This is a genomic window from Streptomyces sp. NBC_01012 (assembly GCF_045162755.1).
Lineage (GTDB): Bacteria > Actinomycetota > Actinomycetes > Streptomycetales > Streptomycetaceae > Streptomyces.
The window spans coordinates 2,650,899-2,673,807 of sequence record NZ_CP108688.1 but is presented as its reverse complement, the minus strand read 5'-3'; the positions used below and the strand labels follow the sequence as shown (position 1 = coordinate 2,673,807).

The window sequence follows — 22,909 nt, the reverse complement described above, 5'->3', positions numbered from 1 at the left end:
CCACAAACCGACCGTGTTCCGAAAAGCCGCTTGACCGACCTCTGCGCAGTACAGAGAACATGAGGAGTCCACGTTCCGGAGTTCTCCGTTCTCCCTACGCCTTACAGAGGTATGCATGGCCATCGCGCACCCCCAGACCCGTCAGTTCGAATCGTTCGTCACGAACTTGTCGTACGCGCGCAAGATGGTGCGAGCTGGGCAGGCGCTGGAGGTGCTCAGCCCCAAGGGCATCGACACTGCTGATTTCTACCGAGCCGCCTGGGCGCAGTCCATCGCTGCCCTCGAACACTGGGTACAGGAAGAGGTGCTGCGCCGCGTCGCCGAGGAAGCTGCCAAGGACCACCCGGACATGCCTCGCAAGCTCCGTGACTACCCGTTGCCGCTGCACTGCGTGGAGCAGGTGCAGCGGGGCGAGACGACCACAGCCGAGGTGGTCGCGGAGCGGGTGCGCCAGGACATCGCCCACCAGACCCTGCAGAACCCGGACGCCATCGCGAAGGTGATGGCGCTCGTCACCGATGTCAAGGTGTGGCGGGAGGCGGCCAAGTGGGTCAATCGGTGGAGCCAGTACCGGACTTCATACGACGACAAACGGCTGCGCGGTCAGTACGTCCTGCTGCTCCGCCGCCGAAACCAGATCGCACACGACGCGGATCTGATCGACGGGGACCTCAAGCAGCGCCGCCCGATTGGCGAGGCTGATGTCACGGATGCGCTGAACTGGATCGAGCGGATCGCGCTTGCGCTCGCATATGCGCTGGAGGGGGACGCGTCCAAGCCCCCAGCAGATCCGATTCCGGCCCCGGCTCAGACCGAGAATTCGGAAGCGCAGGTGGAGATCAACCAGGCGTTGAACGAATAATCGCGATCTCGATCCCCTGCGAATTCGTTTTCGGGTGCCTCAGCTGCGAAGGTGCGCGCTCTGAGCCCCCACGGGTCGAGTGGCTGATACGCAAGGCCGATCTGGCGGGCATGAGCCCTTGCCTTGCCGGATCCCCTCGCAGGCCGGTCGTAGGAGCTCAATGGTTGCTAGACGGTGCGGATGACCAGGGCGGGTTTGATGTCCTGGGCGTCGATGAGGGTGCGGATGACGTCCGGGTCTGAGGTCCAGATGATGGCGCCGAGGCTGGCTGCCATGGTCACGACGGTGGCGTCGACGATGTCGGAGGTGCCGGCCTTGCCGCAGAGGATGCCTGCGGTTTTGGCGGTTTCGAGGCCGACGGGTAGGACGTGGCAGCCGGCGAGGAACTTGCCGAGTCTGACCTGGCGGCGGGAGTCCCGCCATGCCTGGCTGACGACGACGGAGGGGACGTGGATGTCCCGTCCGTCGTCGAGGGCCAGGCTGTGTCGGGCCCACATGCGTCGGTCGTCGTTGTCGATGGCGATGAGTACCCCGGCGTCGTACAGGTAGGGGATGTTCACGCGGCCGAGGCTCCCGGATTGCTGAGGTATTCGGCGTCGGCGGCGGACAGATCCGCGCGGGCGGCGGCGAGCTCTTCCGGGGTGAAGGCGCCGTGCTCGGCCTGCCACTCCTGAATGACGGCCCGTCCGGCCCGCAGGCGCAGCTCGCGTTCGGCTGCTCCGGCGACGAGGCGAGAGAGCGGGATCCCTTCTTCCTCGGCGGCTCCGGCCAGGGCTTCGACCAGAGATTCGTCGAGAGTGATAGTCACCTTCTTGGTAGCCATACATCAACCATAGCGCGGTATGGCCTTCGAGGGCTGGTGCACGGATCGCATGCCGACAAGCGTGGAGGGCGTGAGCGCATCCAGCGAGGAGGGTCTCGCCAATCCGACGGCCCGCAGGACCGTGGGGAGGCTGGGTCCTCATTCGACGGAAAGAGGGGCTTGGCGGTGAAGTCCTCGCCCGTCCGTGAGGTGGCGGTGCACGGTTTTCGAGCACGGGTCGGGCAGGGGGTCGCGGGGGCTTGAGGTGGCGAGCGTCTTTCAGAGGTGCAAGAAGGACGTCCGGGACCGGAATTTTCCCTGTGATCGTCCGCGGTATCGGTATGGGTGGACGGTGAGGTACCGGGGAGCCGGGCGGTAGGCGCGGGCGTCAGCGGGAGAGGTCGTTTTGCCGTCGGGTGGGCGCGGATGGTGCGGACGCTTTCGCCGACAAGGGTCGAGAACGACAAGAAGACCAGCATTCGCTTTGATCCCGGGCGAGGGCTTGTGGCGTTGCGAGTCTGGGCTCAGGAGTGGCTGGAGAGACAGGTCGTCGGTGAGTCCACACGCCGCAACTACGAAGGGCTCATCCGTAACCATCTCGGGCCGCGCCTGGGACGGAAGACCAGGGCTTCGGCGTAGTTCGGTGTCGTCCGTTTTGATCATGTGAGGCCGAGGAGGGCGAGGGGTCGGGTGCGGTCTCTGGCTGTCCGGCGGAGGCCAGCGGCGATGTTGCGGATGCCGGCGAGGCGGAGGGCTCCGATCGCGAGGTTTCTGCAGGTGGCCATTGCTCGGGGTGCGTTTCCGGTCCGCAACTGGAGGCGTCCTCGGTGAAGGTGACGTCCCTGACGTGGTGCAGGGCCTCGACGGTCCAGTGTCCTCGGATCAGTCGGGTGAGTTGTTGAGCCGGGCCGGCCTGCTCGGCGGTGAGGCTGGTGACCGCGTAGACGGTCTTGAGGCTGGTCTTCCCGGTCCTGCGGTCCACGCGGCGGCGGACTACCTGGACGGCCTGGCGGGCTCCGGGGAAGAGCAGGTTGCTCACCGTGCAGACCTTCAACCGGCGGATCTCATGGCGGCCGTGACCGGTCGCACGGGTCCTGTCCTGCAGTGGGATCTGTGTCCAGGGAAGGGACTTGAGCTGCTGGCGGAGTTTCTTCGTGTTGCGCTTCACGATCACGATGTAGTGGGCCCGCCGGTCGAGCAGGTAGACGGCGTGGTCGTGCTGGGTATGCATCGCGTCGCTGGTGACGACCGTGCCGGCCCGGTCCTCGAGGGTGTCGAGCAGAGGCCGGAAGCGGGTGATCTCATTGGTCTTCTCACCGACGTCCATCTGGGCCAGGACCAGCGCGTTCACGTGGTCGCAGGCGGCCAGGAGGTGGATCTTCCGTCTCTGCGCGCGGGCAGCACCCCGCAGCGACTATCCGTCGACCGCAAGCCCTCGCAGCCCTTGCCCACTGCTCTGCCGGTCCGCGAGCCAGGCTCCGACCGTACGGTCCAGGGCGTCCGCGTCGATTCTGGCCAGCAGGCGCCGGATCGTGGATTCCGCGGGCCAGGATCGTTTCGGTACCAGCGGGTCGACGACCGTGCCGAGCCGTTCGAGCAGGGCCGACGGCGCGTCGGCCACCCATTCACCCACCGCGAGCAGGGACCTCGCTCCGGCGAGGACCGCGCAGGCCGTCAGGGCAAGGAGCGTCACGAGTGGATGACGCCCCTCCCGCGGATCACGCAGGTCCGGGGACCTGCGCGAGACGTTCCAGCAGATCCACAAGCTCGCTCCCGGACACTTCCGGATGCGGTCTGAGCTGGTCGAAGACAGGGGAGATCAGAGATGATGCGTCGGCAGGCACGGGCAGTCCAAGGTCACAGAGCGTAGAAAACTCCATGATCACGGACGTCCGTGCCTGCTCTGTATCGGACCCTGCCCAACACCACGAGACGTCAGCAACCGGACGTCAGCCGACTACGTTGAAGCCTTGGTGCCGACACCAGCAGAGGTGGATCTGATCGCTGAACACATCACGCCACAGTTCCGCCTCGCCGTCTACCTTCAGGCCGGCACTGGGCAGCGACCAAGCGAGGTCCTGGCCTTCTCCACCGAGTGCAGGCGACCTGGCTTCGTCAGGATCCGATGGCAGGTCAGTGCCAAGGCGCACCACGAAGACTGCCAGACACCCTTCGTCCCCCTGAAGCATCGGCTGGAGAAGGGGTGCCGAGACATCCCCACTGCCTTGTTCGTCGAGCAGGAGATCGAGGCTCATCTCCACAGGTGGAAGCCAGTGCGCGTGGTCTTCACCGGCCAGAAGGGTAGACGGATTCGACTTGAGGCCTTCTTCGCCCCGCGTCAGCCTGGCGCCGGGGTCATGCCGTCCATCGCGTCCTACGGCTACCAGTTCAAGAAGGCATGCCTCCTGGCCGGCCTGATCGATCTGGACGGCAAGGCCAAGTACACGCCTCGTAGCCTGCGCCACATCTTTGCCTCCAGCGCCCTGGCCAACGGCGTGACGATCTACGAGGTCTCGCGCTGATTGGGGCACCGTTCGGTCAAGACGACGGTCGATATCTACAGGCATCTGCTGCCCAGCGCGTGGGGGCGCTGCCGGGAAGTCTTGCAGCGCTCCATGCGGCACGTGGCCCCGGACCTAACGTCCCTGCCGTCAGGGGAGGCGAGCCCGAGTGCCGCCAACCGAGCTGTGTAGGCGCACGAGAGCTGGCTGGCCTGCGTGGTGTTGGGATGGAACGCCCGTGCTGGGATGACTGACCTCTCGTCACCTGTCGTCACCCCTGGTCATCCGTACCGTGCTGGGTTTGCGCCGGGACGCGGATGCGCCGCCGGTGCCAGGTTCCACTCTGATGGGGCGTCCCGAGACTACGAGCCGATCGTCGCAGGGAGCGCAGCCTGCCGTGCCCGGGTTCGTTCTTGCAAGCTTCCAATGTCTTGCAGAGTGGCCGCTCCTGCAACAAGGCCTTGATTCGTTCGCCGAGTACCAGGTCAGGGAGTACGTACAGGGTCTCGTCCAGGGTTGCTCGCCGATCGGAAAGCTGATCAACCAGTCCAGGTCGTGCTCCCGGCTCCGATCGATGCACCCTCGACGCGCTCCAGCATTTTGATACCATTTCTTACTCCCAATTGATATCGTTGTTGGGGCGCCGAGCTGTGAAGGAGACAACTGATGGCCAGGACCGTGATCGATCTGGACGAGGAGATCGTCGAGCAGGCGATGCGTGTGTATGGGGCGAGGACGAAGGCCGCCGCAGTGCGGGCGGCCATGGAGGAGGGGGTGAGGCTGCGGCTGCGCCGGGAGCTGTTCGATGCCATTGACGATGGCGAGTTTGATGACGTGTTTGCGGAGATCCGGTCGCAGACGGGGCCGCGGAACCCGGACGGCTCGCTTAAGCGCGAAGACGGGGCTTCGGCGGCGTGAAAGGGCGCTACCTCGTCGACAAGTCCGCGCTGGCCCGCCGGGGCAAACCGGCAGTGCGGGCGCGGCTGGATGTGCTGGACCGCGATGGACTCCTAGCAGTGTGTGCCCCGACCGAGTATGAGGTTCTGTACTCGGCGCGTGGAAAGCCCGAGGCGCTGCGCCTGCGTACACTGCTCCGTGGTTTCGACTACTTGCCCTGCAACGACGAGGAGTTCGAGCAGGCGCTCGCGATCCAGGCGCTGGCGCTGAACGCTGGCTTTCACCGGGCGTTGTCGCTGGCCGACGTCCTCATCGCGGCAACCGCAGAACGGCATGGGGCCACGGTCCTCCACTACGACGGCGACTTCGACATGATCGCCTCGGTGAGCGGGGTGCAAGCCGAGTGGGTCGTGGAGCCCGGCACCGCCGACTGACCGGGAACGCCGCATGCTGTGCCAGTGAGTGCCTCGATGGTCTGCATTTCCGCAGGTTAGAAGTTCCACTTCGATGTGTAGTCGATTTCCAGTCTAACCTCTGGTGCGAAGAAATAGGGAGATGCTGAATGGCTGATGTCACCTTTCTGAGTCAGGCTGAACCAGTCGATGAGTACGGTCGCGCTCTTTATGCGGTGTCGCGATCGATTCTGAGGGCCCACTTCGATGAGTTGTCGCAAGCGGATCTCGAAGACCTCAATTGCGATCGGGTGGACGTCACGTTTCGGCAGCTCGCTAAGCTCGCTCGCCTGCACCGTGACAAGGGATCGCGCGGAGATGGGTTTGAGTGGGCCGTTCACGAGGCGATTGTCGGCGGTGAGCCACGCGTTGTCGATCTGGTCAGCGAAGCTCTCAGGAAGGTGAGTCCTAGGTCATTCGCCGACTTGGACAGACCAACTTCCCTGATGTTCGGGCACGAGCGTGCACGCCATCTCGGGTTCACTGATGCTGTTGTCAACAATGCGAGTGGTGACGCGGTGTTGCTGCCTGACGGCTCAGGTCGCCCATTCGCATTTGGATCCTGGGTGCCGATCGCTGCTCGTGGCGTCGCCGCCGAGGCTCAGCTTCGGGACCGGATCAAAAAGGTGTGGAAGACTGATCTGTTCTTGAGTAGTGCTGAGAAGGCGCGGTTTGCCGCCGCTACCATCAAGAGTAATTGGCATCAACTCGAAGACGGTAACGGGCTCCGAGTCGCGATTGTCCCCCAGGCGATAGACCTTCCGGCGGGTTATCAGAGGTGGCAGAGTCTACACCTGGTCGCGCTACCAGACCCGGATGGCTTTATGGGCTTGTTTAACGATGCATACGAGGCGGTTGCCGAAGCGGTTCTGACGGTTGGTAGGCACGATCGTGCACCCTATTATTACAAGCCGAGTGCCAAGGCGCAGAGGATTCAGGCGCAACTTGAGAAGTATGGGAAGGTGAAGGTGGTCGACATTCTTGATTCCCTGAACGAAGCGGCGCAGCAGAACCTAATTTCCATCGATCGAAAGCTCATGTCGGTGGAAGCGCCTATGTGGCTCAATATCAACGAACAGCGCACGCCCATCATTGCGCCGAGACCGTCGTTCGAGAAGCTCGATTGATCTCGCAGCGACACGCCGGCGTCCTGTCTGCGGGAAGCCGAACCTCCCGTGGTGTGCTTGGCCACCGGGATATTCGTGAGTGGTGGATCCTGAGCGTCAAGGGTCAGGCGGACCCCTTCTTGCGGGTCCATCGAGGGGCACCTGCTGCCCAGCGCGTGGAGCCGTTGCAGGCAAGTGCGTCACGCCATGCGGCCACCCTCTCGACGAAGCGTCCCACCCCTCAAAGGGTGCGAGCCCGAGTGGTGACATGCAAGCTGCGTGGGAGTGCATGAGGGGCGCCCGGCCTGCATGGTGCTGGGATGGAGCGCCTGTGCTGGGATGGTGCTGGGATGGGATGAGGGCGCCCGTGCTGGGATTTGTGTGAGCGGGGCGCTGACCGAGCTGTGAAGGTAGTGCGGACGTGGCGCTTTTCCTACTCGTTTGACACAATCGGGGGCATGGCTGAGGCGACGTACAGCATCGGGGAAGGCCCGGCGACGCGGGTGAGCCTGTCGCTGCCGGAGGGGACCGCGGAGGCGATCCGGGCGCGGGTGGGCAAGCGGGAGTTCTCCGCGTTCGTCGCCGAGGCGGTCGAGCGTGAGCTGCGCGGGCAGGTCCTGGACGAGTACCTGGCGGACTACGAGAGTCGCAAGGGGCCGGTTTCCGAGCCGGCTCGCCAGCGGGCGCGGCAGGTCTTCGACGAGGTGTTCACCGAGGAGGCCGGGTGGCCCGCCGCAGGTTGAGTCACGAGGGGACGCTGGTCCTCGACAGCGAGGGACTCTCGAAGCTATTCGCCGACGACGAGCAGGTGGTGGCTCTGATCGCTGAGGCGCGCTCGCGCGGCATGGAGGTCGTGATCAGCGCGCTCACCATCATCGAAGCCGTCCACGCCCGTACGAACAAGTCCCGCCTGAACTGGGTGCTTTCCGGGATGCGGGTCGTCCCGGTCGGTGACGAGGAGGCGAGGGCGGCCTCGAAGTTGCTGATGAACGCAGGGTTGCACGGACACAAGTGCGCGATCGATGCGGCCGTTGCCGAGGCCGCGCTGCGACAGCACCGCCCCGTGGTCATGCTGACTTCCGATATTGACGACATGGCCAAGCTGTGCGGCGAGCGGGTCCGGCTCGTGGCGGTGTGATTTCCCCTGGTCCGGCTTCTGCCTCGACGGTTGATCAGCGAGTGGCGGTGGAGCTACCAGCATTCGGCGGATCACCGGTTTCGGTGCTGAGGCCCCGCGGGGCATGAAACGCAGTCGGCTGGAGGGGGTGTAGTCGAAGCGGGCGATGCGCATCCATGAAGACTTCTTGGCGTCGGCGAGTTCCTTGTCCGTGGGGATGTTCGCTGCGGTCCTGTTCTTGAAGGACGGGGAATCCGACGCTTTCGCCGTGGGCGGTGGCGGTGAAGTGCGGTGACGCCTTACGGCGCCGATGGGGCGGGCGCGCCTTGCGTGGTTCCGAGTGCTGCCTTGTGGCCTTGTGCTTCAGTGGCGGTGATGAGGAGATGGCTCCCAGTCGGCCGGGAAGCGAGCGCATGGGGGATGGCATCTCGCCCACTCTGGTGGCCCCTTCGGGGCTCCCGCCTGGAACCAGCGGATGCGTCGCTCGCGCGCGGTCCAAAGGCTACGCCGTGAAGAAGTCGGCGAGCGCGCGGCCGATCTGGGCAGGAGCATTCTCGGTGGGGATGTGATCCGCATCGGAGATACGGATGAGCGCGGTGTTCGGGATCTCCGAGTTGAACCGCTCGGCGAAGTCCACCGTCTCGTGGAGGTCGTCCTCGCCCCAGATGAGCAATTTGGGTGTGGTGGACCGCCGCAGCGCGGGGACGAGGTCCAGGGTGTAGCGGTTGTCGGCCGCGCCCGCCAGGGCCGTCCAGGAGCGGCGAACCCGCGCATCGGTCCATGGGTCCACGTAGTCCGCGATCAGCGGCTCGGTGGCGACACGGGCCAGCACCCTCGTCACGGCCTGCCGGCGGTTGGCGAGGACGTCCTCGGTGGCGTCCCCGCCCCGGAACCGGCCCACGTGAGGCGCGGGCCAGGAGTCGTAGAGCACAGAGTTGACCAAGGCGAATCGGGAGATGTCCAGCCGGTCGTGGGCGAGGAGGTGCTGGGCGACGGCGCCGCCGATGTCATGGCCCGCCACGGCGATCGACCCGGAGAGCTCCAGCGCGGACGCGAAGCGCGCCACCCAGTCCGCGAGGGCCGGGACCGTGGCTGTTTCCGGGGTGAGCTCGCCGCCCGAGCGCCCGAGTCCGGGGAGGTCGACCGCGATTGGCCGTAGCCCTGCCTCGGCGAGGTGGCCCAGCACCGGGAGCCAGACCCGGCTCCAGTACGTTCCGTGCAGCATCAGCACGGGTCGGCCGTCCTGCCGCCCGGCGGTCAGGTAGCTGGCGGTTTCGCCGTCGACCTGGACCGCGCTCCTGACCACTGCCGTTTCGGTGGTTTCACTCATGGGGCCACTGTGGCCGGAGCGGATCTCTCCCGCCGAGAGTCTGAAAAGACATCTGAGGGTACATTCTTGCCATGAGTCTTCACCGGGTGGTGGCCCTGCTCAATCCGCCGCAGTCGCCCTTCGAACTCGGCTGCGCTGCCGAGGTCTTCGGCACCGTCCTGCCGGATGTGCCTGCCCGCTACACCGTCCAGATCTGCGCCGAGCGCGCCGGACCGCTGCGGACCACCATCGGTTACTCGATGCTCGTCGACGCGGGGCTTTCGGCCCTGGAGGAGGCGGACACCGTGGTCGTCCCCGGCTGGCAGCCGCCCGGTGCGCCGGTGCCGCCGACCGTCATCGCGGCGCTGCGGGCCGTCCACCGGCGCGGGGCCAGGATCGTCGCCATCTGCACGGGGGCGTTCGTCCTCGCCGGGGCAGGACTGCTCGACGGCCGCCGCGCCAGCACCCACTGGCGCCACGCGGACCGGCTCGCCGCCACCTTCCCCCACATCGAGGTCGACCCTGACGTCCTCTACGTGGACCACGGCGACGTGGCCACCAGCGCCGGAACCGGCGCGGGCATCGACCTGTGCCTCCACCTGGTGCGCCGCGACCACGGCGCCGCCTACGCCGCACAGATCGCCCGGAACATGGTCCTGCCCCCACACCGGGAGGGCAGCCAACTCCAGTACGCCGCACAGCCCGCCCCTGCGCGGGCGGACGAGTCACTGGCGCCACTCCTTGAGTGGGTCGCGGCCCGCCTCGATTCTCCGCTGACCCTGGACCGGCTCGCCGAACGAGCCGGTCTTTCCAGCCGGACCCTCGCCCGGCGCTTCACCGAACAACTCGGCGTCAGCCCCGGGCAGTGGCTGCTCGGCCAACGCCTTGATGCAGCCCGGGCCTTGCTGGAGCAGAGCGACCTGCCGGTCGAGGCCGTCGCCACTCGCGTCGGCCTCACCTCGGCTGTCAACCTGCGCCGCCGCTTCCGGGCGCATCTGGGCACCACGCCGGGTGCTTACCGGCGCACCTTCAGCCAGACCAGGGCGGCTGCCTGACGGACGGTGTCTCAGTGCAGGGCGTCGAGCGCGGCGATGATGTCAGCCGGTTCGGCGCGCTTGTTGTAGTCGGTGGCAGCGGACCTGGCCCACCGCGGGATCCATGACCCCGAGGCGCATCGGGAGCAACATGTGGTCCTGCTGGGCAGGCTCACCGCGTCGCTGATCCAGGCGCACCGCTCGTTCGCGCCACCACCGCAGGTGGGATCAGGACGCGGGCCCGCTTGAGCCCCGCAGCCGCTCCGCGGACGTCTGTTCGGCGGCCAGGGCGCGGGTGTTCACACGAGCGTCCGGCCCCGGCGGGCGGATCACCTCCCGCGTTCCGCCCTGCGGAGGTCACTGCTCCTCTTGAGCCTTCGCTGCGCACGGAGTCCCTGGGAAACGGCCAGGGGAACGGCGCGGAGGGCGAGTCGGGGGAGGGCGTCGGCGATCCGGCTCTGGAGCCCCCGCCAGCGCGGGATGGTGGTGACCGGCCTGGGTGCGTCGAGGACGGCGGCCACCGTGGCGGCGACGTCCTCGGGCTGTAGCAGCTTTCCGGAGAAGGACAGCGCGGAGGCAGGGTCGTCGAGTTTGTCGTGGAGCATCGGGGTCCAGATGCCGTCCGGACAGACGCAGGAGATGTCGATGTTCTTGATTCCCGCGAGGCGGAGGTCGGCGAGGGTGCTCAGGCTGAAGCCGATCGCCGCGTGCTTCGATGCCGCGTACACCGCCTCACCGGGCACGAGGGTGATGCCCGCCAGAGAGACGATGTTCACGACGTGTCCGCCGCCGTGGCGTCGCATGGCGTCGATGGCGGCGACGGTGCCGTTGAGGGTGCCCAGCGCGTTGACCTCCAGCATCAGCCGGCGTGTCTCGGGGGACTGGTCCCAGGCGGGTCCGGTGGTCAGGACGCCGGCGTTGTTGACCCAGACGTCCAGGCGGCCGGTCCGTTCGAGGATGTCGTCGCGAGCCGCGTCGACAGCGGCGTGGTCGCGCACATCCAGTACGCGGGCTACGGCGCCCTCGCCGAGTTCGGCTGCGGTCCTGTGGGCGGCGGCTTCGTCGACATCGGTGACCAGGACAGTGTGGCCGCGCTCGACCAGGAGTCGGGCGATCAGTCGGCCGAGGCCGCGCCCCGCACCGGTGACGACGGCTCCGGCGGGATTCTCCGTGGCGCCGATGCGGGTGCGCGGGCTCATCGGAGGCCCGCCCTGATCTGACCGTAGGCGATGCCGCCGTGGGTGTAAGTGGGCACGACCGGCCAGAAACGTTTCCACCGCGCGAGTTCGGTGGAGGGCAGAATCTGCAGCCAGCGTGGGTCGTGTCGGCAGGGGTCGGCCAGCGTCTTCTCCTTGACCATGGAGTCGTACTGGTCCAGGGAGTCCTCAAGGGTGTTGGCGTTGGGGACGATCTCCCGGCCGAAGTTGCGGTGGTACTTGCGCACGCCGGGGATCCGGGACAGCTCGGGCTGCCAGTTGTCCAGGGAGATGCCGTTCTCCGACGAAACCCAGACGCCGTCCGGGGTGTTGACCACCAGCGAGTGGTTGCCGTCGGTGTGTCCGGGGGTCCAGAGCAGGGCGATGCCGGGGCCGAGTTCGATGTCGCCGTCGAAGGTCGCGAACTTGTCGGGGTCGACGCCGTCCAGGCCGCCGTCGACGTACCAGGCCCACTGCATCGGGTGCAGCGACTGCAGGGTGGCCAGTTCGCGGCTGTGCACGAGCATCCGCGCGTCGCCGAACAGGGCCCGGCGCGGACCGTTCTCCCCGTCGATGGTCTGTGACGACCCGAGGATCATCCTCGGGTCCTGCACGTGGAGGTGGTCGAAGGTGCAGAAGTCGATGTCGTCGGCGCTCAGGCCGACCTTGGACAGGACGTCGCCCGGTTCGTTGTAGTACTTCAGCACCACCCGCTCGGCCAGCCGGCCGCCGGGGATCCGGTTCATCAGCGCCTGCAGGTTGCGGTAGAAGGGCGCCTCGGCGGACCCGTCGGGGACGGTGGGCTCGAAGACCAGCGTGCGGGGGGTGCCGTCGAAGTCGTCGTACTGCACGACGATCATCCGGTTGATCATGGAGATCAGAGGCAGCGTCGGCACCGAGACCGCACCGTGGAAGGCGTAGGCGACCGGGTACGGCGCCGCCGCGATGTCCACGGACTTCACCGCTCTGACCTGGCCCTGCGCCTTGAACCGCACCTTGTATGCTGCCGCGGCCTCGCGGACCGCGCGCAACCGGTCCCCGCGCGGCCACACGTCGTGAACACCGTCGAACTCGGGTATCGGGCGGGCTCCGGTCCCGGCCAGCCCATCGGGCGCCTGCTTGTGCTGCACGATCCGTCACTCCTCGTCGAGTCGGGGGCTCAGGCCGGTCAGCATGCCCCTCGACGGCGCGCGGAACTTGTCTCAGTACGACAAGTTCCGGGTGCGGCGCGCCGGGCTCCGTACGGATCAGGTGCCACCCGCTCGCCGGAGCTCGCGCGGACTGACCCCGTACCAGCGGCGGACGGCGTGGGCCAGCGAGGACTGCTCCGCGAATCCCGTCAGTGCGGCGACCTGGCCGAGGGGCAGTTCCGTGCACGTGATCCACCGGTGCGCGGCCTCCCGCCGCACACCGCACAGGAGCGCGTCGAACGAGGTCCCCTCCTCGGCCAGCCGGCGCTGGAGAGTGCGGGGGTGGGTGCGCAGCAGGCGGGCCACGTTGTCCAGGCGGGGCGGGACCGTGCCGAGCGTTTCCGCCAGCGCGAGCCTGACCTTGGTGGCGACGGTATTGCCCGGGGCGCGGAAGTCCAGGGTCAAGTGGTCGAGGGCGATCCGGCGGATCGTCTCGTCCGCGCTGACGAAGTGCTCGTCGAGGAGGTGTCGCTCAACGCACAGGGCCCCGGTGGCTGCTCCGAACCGCACGTCGCGGCCGAAGAAGTCGACGTAGCGCCGCACGGGCGACACGGGTGCGTGGGGCAGTTCGATCGAGCGCAGACCGGTGAGCCCGCCGAGCAGCAGGGAGGAGACGTGGTGAAACAGGCCCAGTCCCAGCTCCATGGCCTGCGGCGAGTAGACGGACTCGCGCAGATCCTTGCGGTACGTCAGGGCGACCACCCCGCGGCGGCCCCGCGGATCGGGCGCGACGTCGATACTCAGCGCCGGACTGTGCACGAACATGAACCGCGACGCGCAGTCCAGGGCCTCGGCGACCGTCGAGGAGGACTCGATCGCCACCGCCAGCGGTCCCAGGACGCTCAGGTCCTGACGCTCGGCCAGCCTCAGTCCGAGGTCGGGGCAGGCCAACTGCTCGGCCGCCGCGTCGAGCATCCGGTCGTGGGCGGTGATGGACACGAGCCCCTCGTCGGACTCCAGCGGCTCACGAGGGATGCCGAAACGGGTGAGCAGCGCGTCGGCGTCACCGCCCAGCTCCCGGACCAGCGGTACGAAGCCCCGCAGGCTGGCGGCACGGATCATGGGCCCCATGCACGACATGGTAGGAGGCAGGAGGACCGGTTCCGATCCCCGGCGGGGCGGCGGAGGTGCCTTCGAGAACTCCGCCGTTGCCCTGGGCGATGTACCCGGGGACCGCGGGGGTGGCGGTGGTGACGGAGTCATGGTCGCCGGCGACGTGCGGGCCTTCGCCCGCCAGTACTGCGCCACCGGCAACGACTCGATCACGTACCGGCAGTACGACCTCCTCGGCCACTTCCCGGCAGCCGTTGCCTGGGCACCCGGAGCTGTCTCCTGGCTCGACGACCGGTTCGACGGCGACAGGGCACCGTCGGGCTGCGGTCACATCCCCGCCGGGAATTCCCTCGAACCGGAGAAGCCGATGGCGACCGCTCCCTGGGTATGGCCGTCTCCCTCCCGTCTGATGACCGCTTCGTGACGAGGCGGGGCGGCCGTCGGTTTTCCCTGTTCCCTGGGCGGCATGAACCCCTGTGCGTACTCCCGCAGACCCGGCCCCGGCCTCCGGACGGCCTCCGCCCTCGCTCTCGCCTCCGTGGGCGTACTCGGCCTCGTGGCCTGCGGCGGCGCCGCCGCGTCCGGTGATCAGGTTGTTCACGACGGCGTTGAGGAGCCCGCGCGCGCCGCTTCGCCGCACGGTAGCGGTGGCGGTAGCGGTGGCGGTGGCAGTGGCAAGGCTCCCGAGGTCATGTGGATGGGTGACTCCATCGCGGAGGCCCAAGCCCCCGCGCTCGGCGCGGCTCTCAGGGCGAGCGGCGGCGACTTCCTGTCGCTGGCGGCCACCGCCGGCGGGAACGTGGTCGGGAACGACGCCGCGAAGACCTGGAACATGCTCCCCGGAAAGCTCAAGTCCGTCAGGCCGCAGGTGTTCGCGTACCAGATCACAGCCTTCGACTGGGGCACGCCCGCTGAGCAGCGCGCCGCGTACGAGAGGCTGGCGAAGGCGGTCGGGGACGTGGGCGGCAGGCTCGTCATTGTCTCCACGCCACCGATCAGGCACAACGAGTTCCAGACGCCCCACAAGGCGGAGTTGAGGACGGCGCCGGACGCGGCGCGGGAAGTCAGCCGCAAGCATCCAGGCCAGGTGCGCTTCGTCGACTCGTCCCGGCTCTGGGGCGACGATCCCGGTGCCGGGAAGGCGCAGCGGAGCAAGGACGGCATCCACAACTGTCAGCAGGCCGCGGCCACCTTCGCGCAATGGTTCGGCAAACAGCTCGGCGAGCAGTACGGGTTCTCTCTCGCTCCGGCCGAACAGTGGGCCACCGGCTCCTGGACGGGCGACGGGTCGTACTCGGTCATCGGTTGCTCGTGATGGCCGGGCAGTGGCCGGGGCGTGGCGCCCGCCTTCTGGGGGGCGTCGTCCGGTCAGTCGGTGACGGGCACCGCGATGTTGTCCGGGCCGCAGCGAACGGTCCACGGGCTGTCGGAGCGGACGAGATTCTCATGGATGCGAATGTCGATCTGCGCGGGCCCCTCCGCGCCGGGTACCTCTGCGTGAGCGGCCGTGCACGCGATCTGGCTGATGGCGGTGACGTCGAGGTCACCGGAGCTGACGGACACGGGGACGAGGACATCCACGGCGTCGGTCGTGGCATTCGCGGTGAGCTGTCCACCCATGGGAGGGACCTGGCTGACGAGCCCGCGTTTGCGCTCGGCGGCGTCGGGGCCCTTCAGGAGGAGGTCCAGCGCGTGCTGCGGGCTGAGCGGGCGGCCCGTGAGCCGGGGCACGGACTGAATGCCGTACGGGCCGGAGAAGTAGAGGCGTGCGGAGCGGGCTTCGGTGCCCGCTCGCGGAACGCCGGAGGCAGGAGCGCCGGCGTCGACGGGCCCGGTCGGGCGGATGCCGCAGCCCACGGCGGCGGCTGTGAGCAGGACGACGACGGCGGAGTAGCCCAGGCCGCCACGGACCGAGTGGGACCGCACGGCGGGGCGGGGGGAGGTCTGACGGCAGGAGCCTGTCATGGCTGTTCCAGCGGGGCCGGGGTCAGGGTGAGGGTGAAGACGGCGCCCCCGTGAGGGGCGTTGGCGGCAGTGAGGGTGGCGCCGTGGAGGAAGGCGTTCTCGTGTGCGATGGCGAGGCCGAGGCCGCTGCCCTCCGAGCGGGTGCGGGCGCGGTCCGCCTTGTAGAAGCGCTCGAAGACGTGCGGGAGGACGTCGTCGGGAATGCCGGGTCCTTGATCGGTGACGGTGACGACCGTGTGACCGTCTCGGACGCGGGCGGCGAGAGTGACCGGGGGCCGTCCGTGGCGCAGCGCGTTGCCGATCAGATTGCCCAGGATGACATCGATGCGGCGGGGATCGACCCGTACGGGAAGCGGACCGTCGAGCTCGGTGCACACGCGGGGGTCATCGGCCCAGCCGCGGACCTGGAGGGTCTTGGCGACGAGGGTGCGCAGGTCCGTGTTCTCCAGGTGCAGGGGGGCCGCCTTGGCTTCGAAGCGGGACACCTCCATGAGGTCGTCGACCATGCGGGCCAGGGTGCGGGTCTCCGTGCTGATCAGGCGTACGGCATCGGCGGTGTCCTCGGGCAGGATCCCCGAGTCGGCGTCCTCGTCGAGGACCCCGGTGACGGCTGTCATCGCTGCGAGGGGGGTACGCAGTTCGTGGGCGACGTCGGAGGCGAACCGGCGGGCGCCGGCCTCCATGCGGCGCAGTTCGGAGTCGTCGCTCTCCAGCGTCGTGGCCATGGTGTTGAAGGAGCGCGTGAGGGAGGCGAGTTCGTCGCGCCCCTTGACATCGAGGCGAGTGGCCAGCTCTCCCGAGGCGATGCGCTCGGCACCCTCCTGTAGCCGGCGCACGGGGCGCAGCACGCGGGCGGCGGCGTACAGGGCGGGGAGCAGGGCGAGGGCGAGGGCGGGGACGGCGCCGGCCTGTGCGGCAGTGACCAGGGCGTCGATGTCGGCCTGGTCGTCGTCGAGAGAGAAGGAGACGTACACGGTGAGGCCTGAGAGCCCTCCGGGGCTCTGCTGTGAGGCGTCTTCACGGCCCGGATCCGGGGCGTAGGCGACGGGCATGCCGACCGCCAGCCAGGCCCGGGCGCCACGCTCGAAGCGCTGGTACGTCGCTCTGCCACTGCTCTCGACCTCGCGGCGCAGGCCGTCCGGCACCGCCGGCGCCGCGGAGGCCGAGACCATTTCGCCCTTCCGGTACGCGGCGGACGCGTGCCAGGGACGAGAGCCGCCGGCCCGGTCGAGCTGGAGGGTGAGACCGCGCATGGCCTGCGTCGTCGGGGGGAGGACGAGATCGGGGGCGAGGGAGTCGAGCTGGCTGCGCAGATCGGCCACGGCAGTGTCCTGAGTACGTTGCAGGATCGCTGAGCGGGCCTCGCGGAAGGTGAGCCCGGCAGTCAGCAGCGCGCCGAAAGCGGCGGCCAGCAGGAAGGCCACCACCAGACGTGCGCGGAGGCCGCGCGGGGCCCGGAGGCCGCGAGGTAGGGAAACCGCGGCTCCGGGAGACGTGCGGGACGTCACGACAGGGGCCCGAAGCGGTACCCGAAGCCTCGAACCGTCTGGACGTAGACGGGACGGCGGGGGTCGTCCTCGATCTTGGAGCGCAGTCGCTTCACGCAGGCGTCGACGAGGCGTACATCCCCGTAGAAGGAGTGCTCCCAGACCTGTTCCAGGAGCTGCTGGCGGCTGTAGACCTGACCCGAAGCGGCGCTCAGGAACAGCAGCAGCTTCAGCTCGGAGGGAGCGAGGGCAAGATCCTTGCCGTTCTTGGTGACGAGCAGGGAGGCTCGGTCCACGGCGAGACCCGCGAACTCCTCGGCCCCCAGGGGAGCGACACCCGTGTCCTGCGCGGGTGCGACGCGGCGCAGTACCGCCTTCATGCGGGCTTCGAGTATCTCTCCGCCGGCGGGCTTCACCACGTAGTCGTCCGCGCCCGCTTCCAGGCCGACGACCATGTCGAGTTCGTCGCCGCGCGCGGACAGGATGATGATGGGGACCTGCTTGGACTCACGGATGCGGCGGCACACTTCGAGCCCGCTCATCTGCGGCAGCATCAGATCGAGGAGGACCAGGTCGGGTCGGTAGCGCTCCAGGGCGAGCAGGCCCGTCTCGCCGCTGCCCGCGATCTCGGTGTCGTGGCCGCGCCGCTTCAGGGCGAGGGCGACGCCCTTCTGTACGGCGTGATCATCTTCGATGAGCAGGACTCGTGCCATGGTGGTGGCCCTTCCGGCGGAACACGGTTGAACGGGGCGGGACGGACTGGCGCTTGGGCGCTCCTGCCACCAGGGTGCACGAAGCATACGACGCGGCTTCTCCCGTACGGCGATGGAACGATGACGGCCCTGGGCCGACTGGGGCCGTCCTGCGATCCGTTCACCGGCTCGGGGCCGCCGCTCCCAGCCGACCACCGTCCGCGGGTCGCTCTCGCCGGCCCATGGAGGTCAGCCGTCGGTGAGCCGGGTGATGTCCACGGACCCGGCGCCCGCCCGGGGCTGGGGGATGACGGCCCAGAGGGCCACCAGCGCGACGAGCGTTGCGACGAGAGCCGCGGCTCCGGTCATGCCCTTGGCCCAGGGGGCGTGGAACCGTATCGGATCTTCCACCAGAGACTTGGAGAGCACCGCGGCTGCCACGGACACCGCGATGACGGTGGCGGTACGACTCCAGCCCGTCAGCCCGAGGCGGTCCTCGCTCAGCAACAGGAACACCGGCCAGTGCCACAGGTAGAGGCTGTAGGAGATCAGGCCCGCCCAGCGCAGCGGACGGGCCCCCAGTACACGCCCGAGGGGGGTGGCCGGGGCATGGGCCAGGAAGCCGACGAGCAGAGCGGCGGCCAAGGCGTGGGCGAACAGGCCTCCGTGGAAGAGCGAAGGCGACTTCTGTCCGTCGGCCAGCACCCAGTACGCGCCGATCCCGCACGCCAGGGCCAGGGCGGCCCGTCCCGCAGCCTTGGTGCCGAGGCGGGCGACCGGACGGGTGGCGGGCGGCGTGGCCGCCAGGGCGCCCAGGAGGAGAGAGAAGGCCCGGGTGTCGGTGCCTTCGTAGACGCGGGTGGTGTCCACCGGGTCGGCCAGGATGATCATGAGCAGCAGGGAGGCGAGGGCACCGGCGGCGGCCACCGCCGCGACGTTGCGCCCTGCGTGGCGGCCCCGGGCAACCAGGCACAGGGCCGCCGGCCACAGGAGGTAGAACTGCTCCTCGACCGCGATGCTCCACAGGTGGCTGAAGACGCGGGTATCGGCTGCGTCCCAGTAGCCGAGCTGGTCGGCGATGAAGTGCCAGTTGGCGAGGTTGGCGAGTACCCAGGGGGTGTCGTCGCGGGCGTGGCCCAGGAGCGCGGGCGGTCCGAAGGCCCACGCCAGAACGAGGGTCCCGGCGATGGTGACGGCGAGGGCGGGCAGCAGACGTCGGGCCCGCCGCCCCCAGAAGGCGAGGGGATCGATGCGCCCGTCCCGGGCGGCCGTCTCCTTCAGCAGGAGCCCGGTGATCAGGAACCCGGACAGCACGAAGAACAGGTCGACGCCCAGGAAGCCGCCGCCGAAGTGGCCGGCGTGGAAGAACAGGACGCCGAGGACGGCGAGGCCTCGCAGGCCGTCGAGGGGTGCGATGTGCCGCTTGGCCGTAGCGGGCGCCGTCGCTGTCGCCACAGCGGTACGGGCACGCCGACTGGTGGACGGGGGGACGCCGGACGAGGACGTACGCGAGGAGGACGGAACGGTGGACATCCGGATTCTTTCTGGAGGGTGGGCCCGGCGGTCGCGGACGGCAGGCGGCGTGCCCAGGCGGCTCGGGCCCGGGTCGCGGCGTGCCCAGGACACGGATGGCAGGCCGCTCAGGGTTACTTGCAGTGGAGCGGTCCGTAGACCTTGTCGCCCGTCCAGGGGCCGGTGGCCCACTGGTCGGCGGGTGCGGGCGTGTAGGAATACTGCTTGCCCAGCTCCTCGTCGAACCACTGGGCGAACGCGGCCGACCCCTGCTGGCAGGAGTGGATGCCGTCCTTGCTCCGCTGGGCCTTCGCCGCGGCGCTGTCGGTGCCCCACAGAGCGGAGGCGTCGAGGAAGTGAATCTTGTCCGGGTTCCGGGAGGCGACGTCCTGGGCCGAATCCGGGGCGGTCCTGATCGCCGCCTCGTTCGCCTTGTAGAAGTCGTCGATCTTGAAGGGAGGCGCGGAGACGAGGACGAGTTCGGCGCCCGTGCCGTTCACCGTCCTGGCCAGCTTCTTGTAGCCGGCCTTCTGCTCGGCGGGGGTGCCCCAGTCGTACGTGGTGATCTGGTAGGCGACCACGTCGGGCTTGAAGGAGCTCAGCTCCTTGGGAAGGCTCTCCCAGGTGGGAGCGGCGATCTCACCGATGACACCGCCGCCGCCGACAGCGGCCATCGACTTGAACTCCACGCCGTCGGCCTTCATCGCCGCACCCATCGCCGGAGCCTGGGCCGCGCTGATGGAGTCGCCCATCCACAGCAGCTTGGAGGGCTTCACGCTGTTCTCTGCGGTAGAGCCGGACACGGCGGGTGGCCCCTCGCCCAGGCCACCCGCACTCTTGGTGGCCTCGGCGCCCTGGCAGGCGGTGAGTCCGAACGCACCGAGAAGAGTGACCACTGCAATGTGCGCGGCAACCGTGGCCTTCTGTCGGCGCCCTGCGGGAACGCTCGTTTCGTTGTTCTTCATGTGCTCTACCAGAACGCACGAAACCGCTGGCCAGGCCTCTTGTCATCGCTCGGTCACACAGCAGGGGACGACTCGTCACATCCTGCGGGCAGTGCGGGCATGAAGGCCTTCGCGGTGGTCGTCTCTCTCACTTCTGCCTCGACGAGCACGGCCCGGCCACCGGCCACCGGCCACCGGCCACCGGCCACCGGCCACCGGCCGTCGAGCCAGCGGGTTGCGGCCTGCGGAACGCTTCGGGGTCGGAGCGGTCGTCCGCCCAGGCCACGATGCCGTCCTGGCGCATGAACAGAGGGCATCCGAGGTCGTTGCGCCGCCGACGGTCGGAGGGCCTGTCATCGCAGCGTCGGCGGGGAGCGCTGGTCCTCGGTCACTGCCACGAACATTGTGGTCGCGGTGCCGCCCGTCTCGGCGCGGTGTGGCTGTGGACCGTACGCCGCCGCCGTACCGTCAGCGCTTGATGGCCACGCCTGCCAGCAGACTGATCATGGCGTCCGTGATCTCCGGCTCGCCTGCGGCCGGTTCGGGGGCCCGCCAGCGGTGGCAGCAGCAGAGGGGCTCGATCAGGTCGAGGCCGTCGAAGAAGCGGCTTACGTCGCTGTGCGAGCGGAACTTCACCGGCGAGCCGGACTTCGTGTAGACCTCCGCGACCTTGTTCCAGGTGACGGGGTCGAAGTCGGGCGTGCAGTGCGTCATCGCGAGGGCGCTGCCGGCCGGGAGCGGGTCGAGCAGCCGGCGGACGATGGCGTAAGGGTCGTGCGGGTCGGTGATGAAGTGCATGAGCGCGTTGAGGGAGAGGGCGATGGGCTGGTCGAAGTCCAGGACCCCCGCGTCCTCCACGGCGCTCATCAGCGCGTCGGCGTCGGTGGCATCGGCCTGGACGTAGGCCGTGCGTCCCTGGGTCGTGCTGCGCATCAGGCGCTCGGCGTACTTGAGGACGAGCGGGTCGTTGTCCGCGTACACCACGCGCGCGTCGCTCGCCACGGACTGGGCGACCTGGTGCAGATTCGGCTCGGTCGGGATGCCCGTGCCGATGTCGAGCCACTGGCGGATGCCGTGCTCCTGCGCCAGGGCCCGGGTGGCCCGGTGCATGAACGCGCGGTTCTCGCGCGCGGTCACGTAGATGCCGGGGTGGGCCTGGGCCGCGACCAGGGCCGCGTCCTTGTCGATCTCGAAGTGGTCCTTGCCGCCGAGGAAGTAGTCGTACATCCGAGCCGAGTGCGCCTTGCTCGTGTCGAGATCCTGGCCGGCCTGCCTGGTGGTCATGTGCTTCCCTTCATATCTGTGTGTCGGCCCGCAGGCCAGGGACGGGACCGATGCCGTCGTCCCTTCCCCGCCGTCGGTTCACCCGGCGGCCAAGTGATCGGCCAGGCCTTCTTTGACCCCGCGGACGAACGCGGCCATCTCCTCCGGCGTGTAGATCAGCGCCGGCCCGGCCGGGTCGGTGGACTGCCGTACGGCCACCCGGCCGTCGGCGAGCTGCTTCGTCTCGACGCACTGACCGCCGTTCGGGCCGCTCCAGGGACGCTCCCAGCCCTGTTCCCCGAGATTGCGCGCCGGCATGCCGTTGTAGACGCCCTCGTCGGTCACCGTCATGAGTACTCCTTGCGCATGCGGTTCAGGAGCGCCTTGCTGTCCGCGGACGACGTCAGCAGCGACATGCGGGTATGTGCCTCCAGATGGGAGACGACGTCCGCGCGCTGGTCGAAATAGACCGAGGCGGACAGGAGTTCGCTGTAGACGACGTCCGGCAGTTCGGGTTCCTCGAACCGGAAATATGTGAACGGGGCGCACGCTCCGATGTGCGCACCCGCGGTGAAGGGCACGATGTCGAGACTGACGTGCGCGAGCTCAAGGACGTCCAGGAGCCGCTCGATCTGCTCCCGCATCACCTGAGGACTGCCCACCACCCGGTGCAGGACAGCTTCCTCCATGACCACCCACAGCGTGGGGGCGTCCTCGCGCTCCAGCAGGCTCTGGCGGCGCAGCCGCAGTTCGACACGGCGCGCCAGCTCCTCGTCGCTGCCGTTCGGGAGCCCGCCGCGCAGCGTCGCGTGTGCGTAGTCGTGGGTCTGGAGGAGGCCCGTGACGTACTGGGGTTCGTACGTGCGAAGAGTTCGGGCGCCCGCTTCGAGGCTGACATAGGCGGTGAACCAGCTGGGGACGGCGTCGCGGTAGGAGTGCCACCAGCCCGGCTTGTTGGCCTGCTCGGCCATATCGACGAACTCGTCGATCTCCTGGCGCTCGGCGCCGAAGGTCTCCAGCAGCTTCTCCGCGTAGAGAGGCTTCAGAGCGACCTCGGCCTTCTCCAGCCGTCGGATCGTCAAAGTGGTCACGCGCAGGGCCTTGGCCGCGTCCTCCAGCGAGGCACCGGCGTCTTGCCGCATCTCCTGAAGCCGACGGCCGAGGATCATGCGCAGGACTGTCGGCGCGCTCGTGCTCGAACGGGCCTCGCTCACGCCCAACCCTCCTGAAGGACCGTCAATACCGCCATTCTTACAGCCAATTGATGTATACGCCAGACTGATACCCGAGCTGCTGAAATTATCAGGGAGTCGGTTGCAGCGTGTGCCCGATCACGCGCATAGTGGAGGGGTGAGTGGTCACGTCACAGCTATGGCGCAGGATCCGGCCCGGGAGCGGGTGGGTGATGGACGATGCCGTCGTCGACTCCCACTGCCGGCCGGTTGCCCCGGCGCGCGCCTCTCACCGCTCGCGTTGCAGCACCGCATCCCCCCACCGCGCCCCGGGAGGCGCTGGAAGGCGACATCC

General features: G+C 68.5%; 25 protein-coding genes and 1 pseudogene. 10 read left to right on the top strand and 16 right to left on the bottom strand.

The window, feature by feature from the left end; genetic code table 11:
* Nucleotides 1–115 precede the first annotated feature (115 nt).
* Nucleotides 116–862, top strand: a complete 747-nt coding sequence (locus OG623_RS11715) for a hypothetical protein (protein WP_406146195.1) — start codon at nucleotides 116–118, stop codon at nucleotides 860–862.
* Nucleotides 863–1,029: 167 nt separating this feature from the next.
* On the opposite strand, the gene OG623_RS11710 is transcribed toward OG623_RS11715, so the two are convergent.
* The 4 genes and pseudogenes from OG623_RS11710 to OG623_RS11695 form a co-directional block, all read right to left on the bottom strand.
* Complete coding sequence (locus OG623_RS11710; protein ID WP_406146194.1) at nucleotides 1,030–1,422, bottom strand: PIN domain-containing protein; 393 nt, start codon at nucleotides 1,420–1,422, stop codon at nucleotides 1,030–1,032.
* Nucleotides 1,419–1,685: a hypothetical protein gene (locus tag OG623_RS11705; RefSeq protein WP_406146193.1), complete on the bottom strand. Its 267-nt coding sequence runs from the start codon at nucleotides 1,683–1,685 to the stop codon at nucleotides 1,419–1,421. The genes OG623_RS11710 and OG623_RS11705 overlap by 4 nt, the downstream gene beginning before the upstream one ends.
* An 823-nt stretch (nucleotides 1,686–2,508) precedes the next feature.
* Nucleotides 2,509–3,015, bottom strand: a pseudogene (locus OG623_RS11700) (ISAs1 family transposase); the annotation flags it as partial.
* Nucleotides 3,016–3,078: 63 nt separating this feature from the next.
* On the bottom strand, nucleotides 3,079–3,357 hold the full coding sequence (locus OG623_RS11695) for a transposase family protein (RefSeq protein ID WP_406146192.1): 279 nt from the start codon (nucleotides 3,355–3,357) through the stop codon (nucleotides 3,079–3,081).
* Between the two features lie 298 nt (nucleotides 3,358–3,655).
* Between OG623_RS11695 and OG623_RS11690 the strand changes: the two genes are divergently transcribed.
* The 6 genes from OG623_RS11690 (at nucleotide 3,656) to OG623_RS11665 (ending at nucleotide 7,758) form a co-directional block, all read left to right on the top strand.
* Nucleotides 3,656–4,186, top strand: coding sequence for a site-specific integrase (locus OG623_RS11690; RefSeq protein WP_406146191.1), 531 nt, complete (start codon nucleotides 3,656–3,658; stop codon nucleotides 4,184–4,186).
* A gap of 645 nt (nucleotides 4,187–4,831) precedes the next feature.
* The gene (locus OG623_RS11685) at nucleotides 4,832–5,083 is read left to right on the top strand and encodes a type II toxin-antitoxin system VapB family antitoxin (protein WP_148020499.1); all 252 of its coding nucleotides are present in this window, start codon (nucleotides 4,832–4,834) and stop codon (nucleotides 5,081–5,083) included.
* Nucleotides 5,080–5,496: a PIN domain nuclease gene (locus OG623_RS11680; RefSeq protein ID WP_406146190.1), complete on the top strand. Its 417-nt coding sequence runs from the start codon at nucleotides 5,080–5,082 to the stop codon at nucleotides 5,494–5,496. Before OG623_RS11685 ends, OG623_RS11680 begins: the two co-directional genes overlap by 4 nt.
* A gap of 128 nt (nucleotides 5,497–5,624) precedes the next feature.
* A complete protein-coding gene (locus tag OG623_RS11675) occupies nucleotides 5,625–6,641 on the top strand; it encodes a hypothetical protein (RefSeq protein ID WP_404045687.1) in 1,017 nt (338 codons plus the stop codon).
* A gap of 437 nt (nucleotides 6,642–7,078) precedes the next feature.
* On the top strand, nucleotides 7,079–7,363 hold the full coding sequence (locus OG623_RS11670; protein WP_406146189.1) for a hypothetical protein: 285 nt from the start codon (nucleotides 7,079–7,081) through the stop codon (nucleotides 7,361–7,363).
* Nucleotides 7,345–7,758, top strand: coding sequence for a DNA-binding protein (locus tag OG623_RS11665; RefSeq protein WP_406146188.1), 414 nt, complete (start codon nucleotides 7,345–7,347; stop codon nucleotides 7,756–7,758). Before OG623_RS11670 ends, OG623_RS11665 begins: the two co-directional genes overlap by 19 nt.
* A 481-nt stretch (nucleotides 7,759–8,239) precedes the next feature.
* On the opposite strand, the gene OG623_RS11660 is transcribed toward OG623_RS11665, so the two are convergent.
* Nucleotides 8,240–9,067: an alpha/beta fold hydrolase gene (locus OG623_RS11660; RefSeq protein WP_406146187.1), complete on the bottom strand. Its 828-nt coding sequence runs from the start codon at nucleotides 9,065–9,067 to the stop codon at nucleotides 8,240–8,242.
* Nucleotides 9,068–9,138: 71 nt separating this feature from the next.
* Between OG623_RS11660 and OG623_RS11655 the strand changes: the two genes are divergently transcribed.
* Nucleotides 9,139–10,101 (top strand): GlxA family transcriptional regulator, encoded by a 963-nt coding sequence (locus OG623_RS11655; RefSeq protein ID WP_406146186.1) that lies wholly within the window; start codon nucleotides 9,139–9,141, stop codon nucleotides 10,099–10,101.
* A gap of 308 nt (nucleotides 10,102–10,409) precedes the next feature.
* On the opposite strand, the gene OG623_RS11650 is transcribed toward OG623_RS11655, so the two are convergent.
* From OG623_RS11650 to OG623_RS11640, 3 genes are all read right to left on the bottom strand, one after another.
* Nucleotides 10,410–11,279 (bottom strand): SDR family oxidoreductase, encoded by an 870-nt coding sequence (locus OG623_RS11650; protein WP_406146185.1) that lies wholly within the window; start codon nucleotides 11,277–11,279, stop codon nucleotides 10,410–10,412.
* Nucleotides 11,276–12,406, bottom strand: coding sequence for a hypothetical protein (locus OG623_RS11645; RefSeq protein WP_406146184.1), 1,131 nt, complete (start codon nucleotides 12,404–12,406; stop codon nucleotides 11,276–11,278). Before OG623_RS11645 ends, OG623_RS11650 begins: the two co-directional genes overlap by 4 nt.
* A gap of 117 nt (nucleotides 12,407–12,523) precedes the next feature.
* A complete protein-coding gene (locus tag OG623_RS11640; protein WP_406146183.1) occupies nucleotides 12,524–13,537 on the bottom strand; it encodes an AraC family transcriptional regulator in 1,014 nt (337 codons plus the stop codon).
* Between OG623_RS11640 and OG623_RS11635 the strand changes: the two genes are divergently transcribed.
* Both OG623_RS11635 and OG623_RS11630 read left to right on the top strand, forming a co-directional pair.
* Entirely contained in the window at nucleotides 13,536–13,943 is a 408-nt protein-coding gene (locus tag OG623_RS11635; protein ID WP_406146182.1) for a lipase family protein, read from the top strand. The genes OG623_RS11640 and OG623_RS11635 overlap by 2 nt on opposite strands.
* 273 nt (nucleotides 13,944–14,216) lie before the next feature.
* Nucleotides 14,217–14,834 carry an SGNH/GDSL hydrolase family protein gene (locus tag OG623_RS11630; protein WP_406146181.1) on the top strand — a complete coding sequence of 206 codons (618 nt, stop codon included), beginning with the start codon at nucleotides 14,217–14,219 and terminating at the stop codon, nucleotides 14,832–14,834.
* A gap of 53 nt (nucleotides 14,835–14,887) precedes the next feature.
* On the opposite strand, the gene OG623_RS11625 is transcribed toward OG623_RS11630, so the two are convergent.
* The 8 genes from OG623_RS11625 to OG623_RS11590 form a co-directional block, all read right to left on the bottom strand.
* Nucleotides 14,888–15,484, bottom strand: coding sequence for a hypothetical protein (locus OG623_RS11625; protein ID WP_406146180.1), 597 nt, complete (start codon nucleotides 15,482–15,484; stop codon nucleotides 14,888–14,890).
* The gene (locus tag OG623_RS11620) at nucleotides 15,481–16,911 is read right to left on the bottom strand and encodes a sensor histidine kinase (RefSeq protein ID WP_406146179.1); all 1,431 of its coding nucleotides are present in this window, start codon (nucleotides 16,909–16,911) and stop codon (nucleotides 15,481–15,483) included. The genes OG623_RS11625 and OG623_RS11620 overlap by 4 nt, the downstream gene beginning before the upstream one ends.
* A 77-nt stretch (nucleotides 16,912–16,988) precedes the next feature.
* A complete protein-coding gene (locus OG623_RS11615) occupies nucleotides 16,989–17,684 on the bottom strand; it encodes a response regulator (RefSeq protein WP_406146178.1) in 696 nt (231 codons plus the stop codon).
* A gap of 228 nt (nucleotides 17,685–17,912) precedes the next feature.
* On the bottom strand, nucleotides 17,913–19,196 hold the full coding sequence (locus OG623_RS11610) for an acyltransferase family protein (RefSeq protein ID WP_406146177.1): 1,284 nt from the start codon (nucleotides 19,194–19,196) through the stop codon (nucleotides 17,913–17,915).
* 113 nt (nucleotides 19,197–19,309) lie between these two features.
* The gene (locus OG623_RS11605) at nucleotides 19,310–20,140 is read right to left on the bottom strand and encodes an SGNH/GDSL hydrolase family protein (protein WP_406146176.1); all 831 of its coding nucleotides are present in this window, start codon (nucleotides 20,138–20,140) and stop codon (nucleotides 19,310–19,312) included.
* Between the two features lie 447 nt (nucleotides 20,141–20,587).
* A complete protein-coding gene (locus OG623_RS11600; RefSeq protein WP_406146175.1) occupies nucleotides 20,588–21,403 on the bottom strand; it encodes an SAM-dependent methyltransferase in 816 nt (271 codons plus the stop codon).
* A gap of 78 nt (nucleotides 21,404–21,481) precedes the next feature.
* Nucleotides 21,482–21,733 (bottom strand): DUF397 domain-containing protein, encoded by a 252-nt coding sequence (locus tag OG623_RS11595; RefSeq protein ID WP_406146174.1) that lies wholly within the window; start codon nucleotides 21,731–21,733, stop codon nucleotides 21,482–21,484.
* The gene (locus OG623_RS11590; protein ID WP_406146173.1) at nucleotides 21,730–22,596 is read right to left on the bottom strand and encodes a helix-turn-helix transcriptional regulator; all 867 of its coding nucleotides are present in this window, start codon (nucleotides 22,594–22,596) and stop codon (nucleotides 21,730–21,732) included. Before OG623_RS11590 ends, OG623_RS11595 begins: the two co-directional genes overlap by 4 nt.
* Between the last annotated feature and the right edge of the window lie 313 nt (nucleotides 22,597–22,909).